Genomic DNA, 5,460 nt, shown 5'->3' on the forward strand with positions numbered 1-5,460 from the left:
GTGACGGCCCCGCCCGGGACGGCGGGCGCGACCGGCCGGGCCCGAGGGGCCGGCCGGGTCAGGGCAGCGGCTGGGCGTGGACGGGGACGTGCGGGTTCTGGTGGCCGCCGGTGGCGAGCATCCGGACCTCCCCCGCGTCGCTGATCTCGGCCCGGACGATTCCGCTGGCGTCCTCGTACACCGGGTGGCCGCCGGGCCCGACGGCGCTGGTGCGCTCGACCACGACCACGTCCTGCGGGGCCTGGGTGCCGGGGGTGCCCGGGAAGGTGAGTGCGTAACGGGTGACGGGGCTCATCACCGACCTCCTGCTCCCTGTTCGACGTGCCCGGCTCTGTCGACCTGCCCGGCTTCTTCCACGTGCCCGGCCTCAGGCGGTGGCCCGGGCCGGACGGGCGGGCGCACCGCGCACCTCCAGCTCGCCGAGCAGGTGGGCGGTGGCCTCGGCCACGGCGTCCACGGCCCGGTCGAACGCCTCGCGGTTGTGCGCGGCCGGGGCCCGGAACCCGGACACCTTCCGTACGTACTGGAGCGCGGCCGCGCGGTAGTCCTCCTCGGTGACGTCGGGCGTCACGGGTGGTCTCAGCGTCTTGATACTGCGGCACATGCCACCAGTCTTGCGCGCGAACGCCCGGCAGGCGACTCCCGTCCGTCACGGGACCGCCTTGTGCACCACACAGCGCCGTCATCCGATCGGATTAGGATTTGGCCCGAACAATCCCGACTTCCCTCGGTCCGTTCGTCGCTGTCCGTTGCCCGCCGCCCGTTCCTCGCTGCCCGTTCGCCGCCGCCCCGTCCCTCGCCGCCCGTTCTTCCGGAGCACCCCCTTGCCTCTCGCGCTGGTCGCCCTGGCCGTCACCGCCTTCGCCATCGGAACCACCGAGTTCGCCGCCATGGGGCTGCTGCCCCAGGTCGCGGCCGACCTGGACGTCTCGATCCCGCAGGCCGGCTGGCTGATCTCCGCCTACGCGCTGGGCGTGGTGATCGGGGCGCCGCTGCTCACCGCGCTCGCGGCCGGGCGGCCCCGGAAGGCGGTGCTGGTCGCCCTGGCCGGGTTCTTCGCCGCCGGGAACCTGCTCTGCGCGCTCGCCCCGGACTTCTGGACCCTCGCCGCCGCCCGGCTGGTCACCGGACTGCCGCACGGGGCGTTCTTCGGCGCCGGGGCGGTCGCGGCGGCCGAGCTCGTCGCCCCGGACCGGCGGGCCAGGGCGGTCGCGGTGATGTTCTCCGGGCTGACCCTCGCCAATATCGTCGGCGTGCCGGCCGCGACCCTGCTCGGCCAGCACCTGGGGTGGCGCGCGACCATGCTGGTGGTGGTCGCGATCGGCGCGGCGGGGGCCGTGGCGATCGCCCGGCTGGTCCCGGCCCTGCCGTCCCCCGCGCAGTCGGGCCTGCGGCACGAACTGGGCGCGTTCCGCAGCGGACAGCTGTGGCTCGCGCTGGCCACGGTGGTCTTCGGCTGCGGCGGCTTCTTCGCCTGCTACTCCTACATCACCCCGCTGCTCACCGAGGTGTCCGGCTTCGCGACCGGGTCGGTGACCCTGGTGCTGGCGCTGTTCGGGGTCGGGATGACGATCGGCAACCTGCTCGGCGGCTACGCGGCCGACCGCGCGCTGCGGCCGACGGTGTGCGTCGCGTTCCTGCTGCTCGCCGCCGTGCTGGCGCTGTTCGCCGTGACCGCCCGGGCCCAGTGGTCGGCGGCGGCGACGGTGGTACTGGTGGGGCTGTTCGGGTTCGCGATCGTCCCGGCGGTGCAGACGCTGGTGATGCGCGAGGCCCGGGGCGCGCCGACGCTGGCCTCGGCGACCGTGCAGGGCGCCTTCAACCTGGCCAACGCCCAGGGCGCGTACTTCGGCGGGCTCGCGCTGGACGCCGGGCTGGGCTGGACCTCGCCGCCGCTGGTCGGCTCGGGCCTGGCGGCCTCCGGCGCGGTGATCGCGGTCGCGGCCTGGGCGGCCGCCCGGCGGGGCACCGGGACCCGTGCCCCGGGGCTCCCGAGCGCGGTGGCGGGTGCGGGCCCGGCCCCGGTGCCGGGCCCCGCGCCGGCCCCGGACGACCGGATCGGCGCGGGGACCACGGCCCCCCGCTGAGCCACCGCCGAGCCCGCGGGCGGACGCCGTCAGACCGCGTCGGCCGCCGGCCCCGGAGCCGCGACCGGAACCGGCCGGATGTCCCGGTGACCGTCGGCCAGCAGCGCGTAGCCCTCCGCGTTGAACTTGATGCCGGTCCGCTCCTCCTCGGTCAGCTCGCGGCGCACCTTGGCCGGTACGCCCGCGACCAGCGAACCGGGCGGGACCACCATGCCCTGCGGCACCACGGCGCCCGCCGCGACCAGCGAGCCGGCCCCGATCCGGGCGCCGTTGAGCACCGTGGCGTTCATCCCGACCAGGACGTCGTCCTCGATCACACAGCCGTGCAGCACGGCGTTGTGGCCGACCGAGATCCGCTCCCCCATCACCAGCGGGAAGCCGAGGTCGGCGTGCAGGGTGCAGTTGTCCTGCACGTTGCTGCCCGGGCCGACGGTGATCTCCTCGGCGTCGCCGCGCAGCACCGCGCCGTACCAGACGCTCGCCCCGGCGCCGACGGTCACGCTGCCGACGACGACGGCGTTGGGCGCCACGAAGGCGGTCGGGTCGACCCTCGGGACCCGGCCCCCGACCTCGGCGATCAGCGGCTCTGCCATCTCTCGTCCTCCTTGTGACGACTGCCCATCAGGTGCGGGCCATGATGGCATCCGGCCCGGTACGGTCAGTCGGCCGGGGCAGGGGCAGGGGCCGGGGCGGCGGCGGTGGGCGGCGGGCCGCCGCAGGTGCCGGTGTCCAGCAGGTTCTGGAAGGCCGTGTTGGTGGCCGGCAGGTTCGACATGTCGAAGGCGTTCACGGAGGCGGCGAACTGCCGACGGGTGTCGCTGTCGGTGTAGACGAAGGTGTTGTAGCCGGGGATGCCGCCCGCGTGCCCCCAGACCGGGCCGCAGGGCGTCGACAGGCGCTGGAGGCCCAGGCCGTACGTGTCCTTGCCGCTCTGCGGGGTGACGGTCATCATGTCGGCGAGCAGCGGCCGGGGCAGCAGTCGCCCGCCGATCAGGGCGGTGATGAAGGTGGTGAGGTCGGCGGTGGTCGAGATCCCGGCGCCGGCCGCCCCCGCCATGCTCGGGTCCACCTCGGTGACGTCCGCGGGCCCGGCCGGCAGGTCGTAGTAACCGTGCGCGTGCGGGCCGGGGATCGTCGTCGAGTGGTCCGGCATGAAGGTGCGGGTCAGGCCCAGCCGGCGGACGATCCTCCGGTCCACCTCCTGCTGCCAGCTGTGCCCGGTGACCCGCTCGACGATCTGCCCGACCACCAGGTAGTTGGTGTTGGAGTAGTGCGCGCCCCGGCCCGGCTCGAAGTAGGGCGGGTGGGCGTTGGCCACGGCGATCAGCTGCTGCGGGGTGTACCGGGTGAATCGGCCGGTCTCCAGCCACTGCTGGAGCCTGACGGGGTCCGACTCGTGGTCGAAGAGGTCGTCCTCGGTGTAGTTGAACAGGCCGCTGGTGTGGTCGAGCAGCTGGCGCAGGGTGATGTTCCGGCCGTTCGGGACGGCGCCCGGCAGCAGCTTCTCCACCGGGTCGTCCAGCCGCAGCCGCCCCTCGGCGACGAGTTGGAGGACGACGGTGGAGACGAAGGTCTTGGTCACGCTGCCGATCCGGAACAGGCCGTCCGGGTTCACCGGGGTTCCGGTGCTCAGGTCGGCGGTGCCGGCCGCGCCCTTCCACACGGTGCGGCCGCGCTCGCTCACCCGGGCGAGCGTCGCAGAGGCCCCGCCGGGGTCGACCATGCCGCGCACGACGGCGTCCAGGGCCCGCGCGTCGACACCCCGGCGCGCCTCCCGGCCTGCGTCCGCGCCGTCCTGCGTACTTGTCGCCGTCACCGTCGTCACCCCGCCCGGTCCGGTCGCGCCCAGCGCGCCGGCCGTCGGGGCGGTCACGCCCACCAGGCCCGCGCCGGCCAGCGCGAGTGCCACGACGCGCACGGCCGTGCCGCGGCGTCGGTGCCCTGTACTTCCCGTACCCCCCGCGTTCTCCGTACCGCCGGTACCGCCCATACCGCTCCGTGCCGTCCCGTCCATGCGTCCTCCCACGTCAGTGCCTTCGGGTGCCCACAACACCCCTGCCGACTGCGGCAATTGACACTCTGACAGGAACACCGGCGGATCTCCTCCGCCCACGGACCGACCTCACCCCGACTCAGGACCGAGATCCGGGCGTCCGTCACGGCCGTTTCCAGTACGGGCCACCCCTGACGCGCCTCGGGGTAGGTGCCTCCGACCGGGGCCGGAGGCACCTGCCCCAGAACGGCGTCAGGCGACCGGGGCCTTCACCCGCAGGACCTCGACGAACGCCTTCAGCCAGGCCGGGTGGTCGGGCCAGGCGCGGGCCGAGACCACCACGCCGTCGACCACGGCCTCACCGTCCACGTAGGTCGCACCGGCCGCCGTCACATCCGGCTCCAGGGCCGGGTAGGCGGCGCTGGTCCGCCCGCCGAGCACCCCGGCCGCGGCCGACACCAGCGGGCCGTGGCAGATCTGCGCGACCGGCTTCTCGCTCTCGAAGAAGTGCCGGACGATCCGCCGCACCTCCGGGTCGTTGCGCAGGTACTCGGGCGCGCGGCCGCCGGGGATCACCAGCGCGACGTAGTCCGCCGGGTCCACCTCGGCGAAGGCCAGGTCGGCGGGCCAGGTGTAGCCCGGCTTCTCGGTGTAGGTGTCGAACCCCTCCACGAAGTCGTGCACCACGAACTGCAGCCGCTTGCGGGACGGTGCCGCGATGTCGACCTGGTAGCCCTCCTCGCGCAGCCGCTGGTACGGGTAGAACACCTCCAGCGACTCCGCGGCGTCCCCCGTGACGAGCAGGATCTTCGATGCCATCGCCGACATCCCTCCGAATCGATCGATCGTCGGACATGGTGCCGGCCCGGGCCGGTGTGCCCGGCACGGGCCGGCACCAACCTCCCGCACCCGCCACACCCGCGCAACGGGGCGCACCGGGCATCCACGCCGTCGAATGCGCCCCCGCACGCCGGCCTGCCGCAGCACGCGCCCCTGCGGACACACCGGTTGCGGCTCGTTCCGGCCCGGCCCGTCCCAGAATCCGGGGATGGGACGGCGGCCGCCCGCCGGGTCAGAATCGGCGCAGCCCGGTCGCCCCGGGGACCACCTCGAAGGGATCCTCCGATGACCCGTTTCTCCCGTTCGCTCGCCGTGCTCGCGGTCACCGCGACCGCCGTGATCGGCGGCATCTCCGTCGCGCCCGGCGCCTCCGCCGCCGGCAAGCGCTGCGATGTCGAGTACACCGTGGCGTACTACACCTACAAGCAGCTCGGCTACGGGGACCTGGAGGCGCTGCTGCACGCCGAGAAGTCCTACGGTCTCTGCCAGGTCCAGGGCTGAGCCGCACCCGCCTCGCCGCACCTACCGTCCTTGCCGGGC

7 protein-coding genes are annotated in these 5,460 nt (G+C 74.4%); 2 read left to right on the forward strand and 5 right to left on the reverse strand.

Annotated features, from left to right (window positions below):
- Positions 1–58: 58 nt before the first annotated feature.
- Together BI06_RS32920 and BI06_RS32925 are read right to left on the reverse strand one after the other, a co-directional pair.
- Entirely contained in the window at positions 59–295 is a 237-nt protein-coding gene (locus BI06_RS32920; RefSeq protein WP_043474457.1) for a DUF6296 family protein, read from the reverse strand.
- A 72-nt stretch (positions 296–367) separates the two neighbouring features.
- Positions 368–604, reverse strand: coding sequence for a DUF2277 domain-containing protein (locus BI06_RS32925; RefSeq protein WP_043474460.1), 237 nt, complete (start codon positions 602–604; stop codon positions 368–370).
- Between the two features lie 220 nt (positions 605–824).
- On the opposite strand from BI06_RS32925, the gene BI06_RS32930 reads away from it, so the two are divergent.
- Positions 825–2,087, forward strand: a complete 1,263-nt coding sequence (locus BI06_RS32930; protein WP_082558861.1) for an MFS transporter — start codon at positions 825–827, stop codon at positions 2,085–2,087.
- A gap of 29 nt (positions 2,088–2,116) precedes the next feature.
- On the opposite strand, the gene BI06_RS32935 is transcribed toward BI06_RS32930, so the two are convergent.
- The 3 genes from BI06_RS32935 to BI06_RS32945 all read right to left on the reverse strand — a co-directional run bounded on the left by BI06_RS32935 (position 2,117) and on the right by BI06_RS32945 (position 4,899).
- A complete protein-coding gene (locus BI06_RS32935) occupies positions 2,117–2,680 on the reverse strand; it encodes a gamma carbonic anhydrase family protein (protein WP_051742463.1) in 564 nt (187 codons plus the stop codon).
- A gap of 65 nt (positions 2,681–2,745) precedes the next feature.
- Positions 2,746–3,996, reverse strand: coding sequence for a serine hydrolase (locus tag BI06_RS32940; RefSeq protein ID WP_158516495.1), 1,251 nt, complete (start codon positions 3,994–3,996; stop codon positions 2,746–2,748).
- A gap of 336 nt (positions 3,997–4,332) precedes the next feature.
- On the reverse strand, positions 4,333–4,899 hold the full coding sequence (locus BI06_RS32945) for a DJ-1/PfpI family protein (protein ID WP_030394751.1): 567 nt from the start codon (positions 4,897–4,899) through the stop codon (positions 4,333–4,335).
- A 306-nt stretch (positions 4,900–5,205) separates the two neighbouring features.
- Here BI06_RS32945 and BI06_RS32950 point away from each other — a divergent pair, with 306 nt between their 5' ends.
- Complete coding sequence (locus BI06_RS32950; RefSeq protein ID WP_030394750.1) at positions 5,206–5,421, forward strand: hypothetical protein; 216 nt, start codon at positions 5,206–5,208, stop codon at positions 5,419–5,421.
- Positions 5,422–5,460: the final 39 nt, after the last annotated feature.

This window comes from Kitasatospora sp. MBT66 (assembly GCF_000710405.2).
GTDB lineage: Bacteria > Actinomycetota > Actinomycetes > Streptomycetales > Streptomycetaceae > Kitasatospora > Kitasatospora purpeofusca.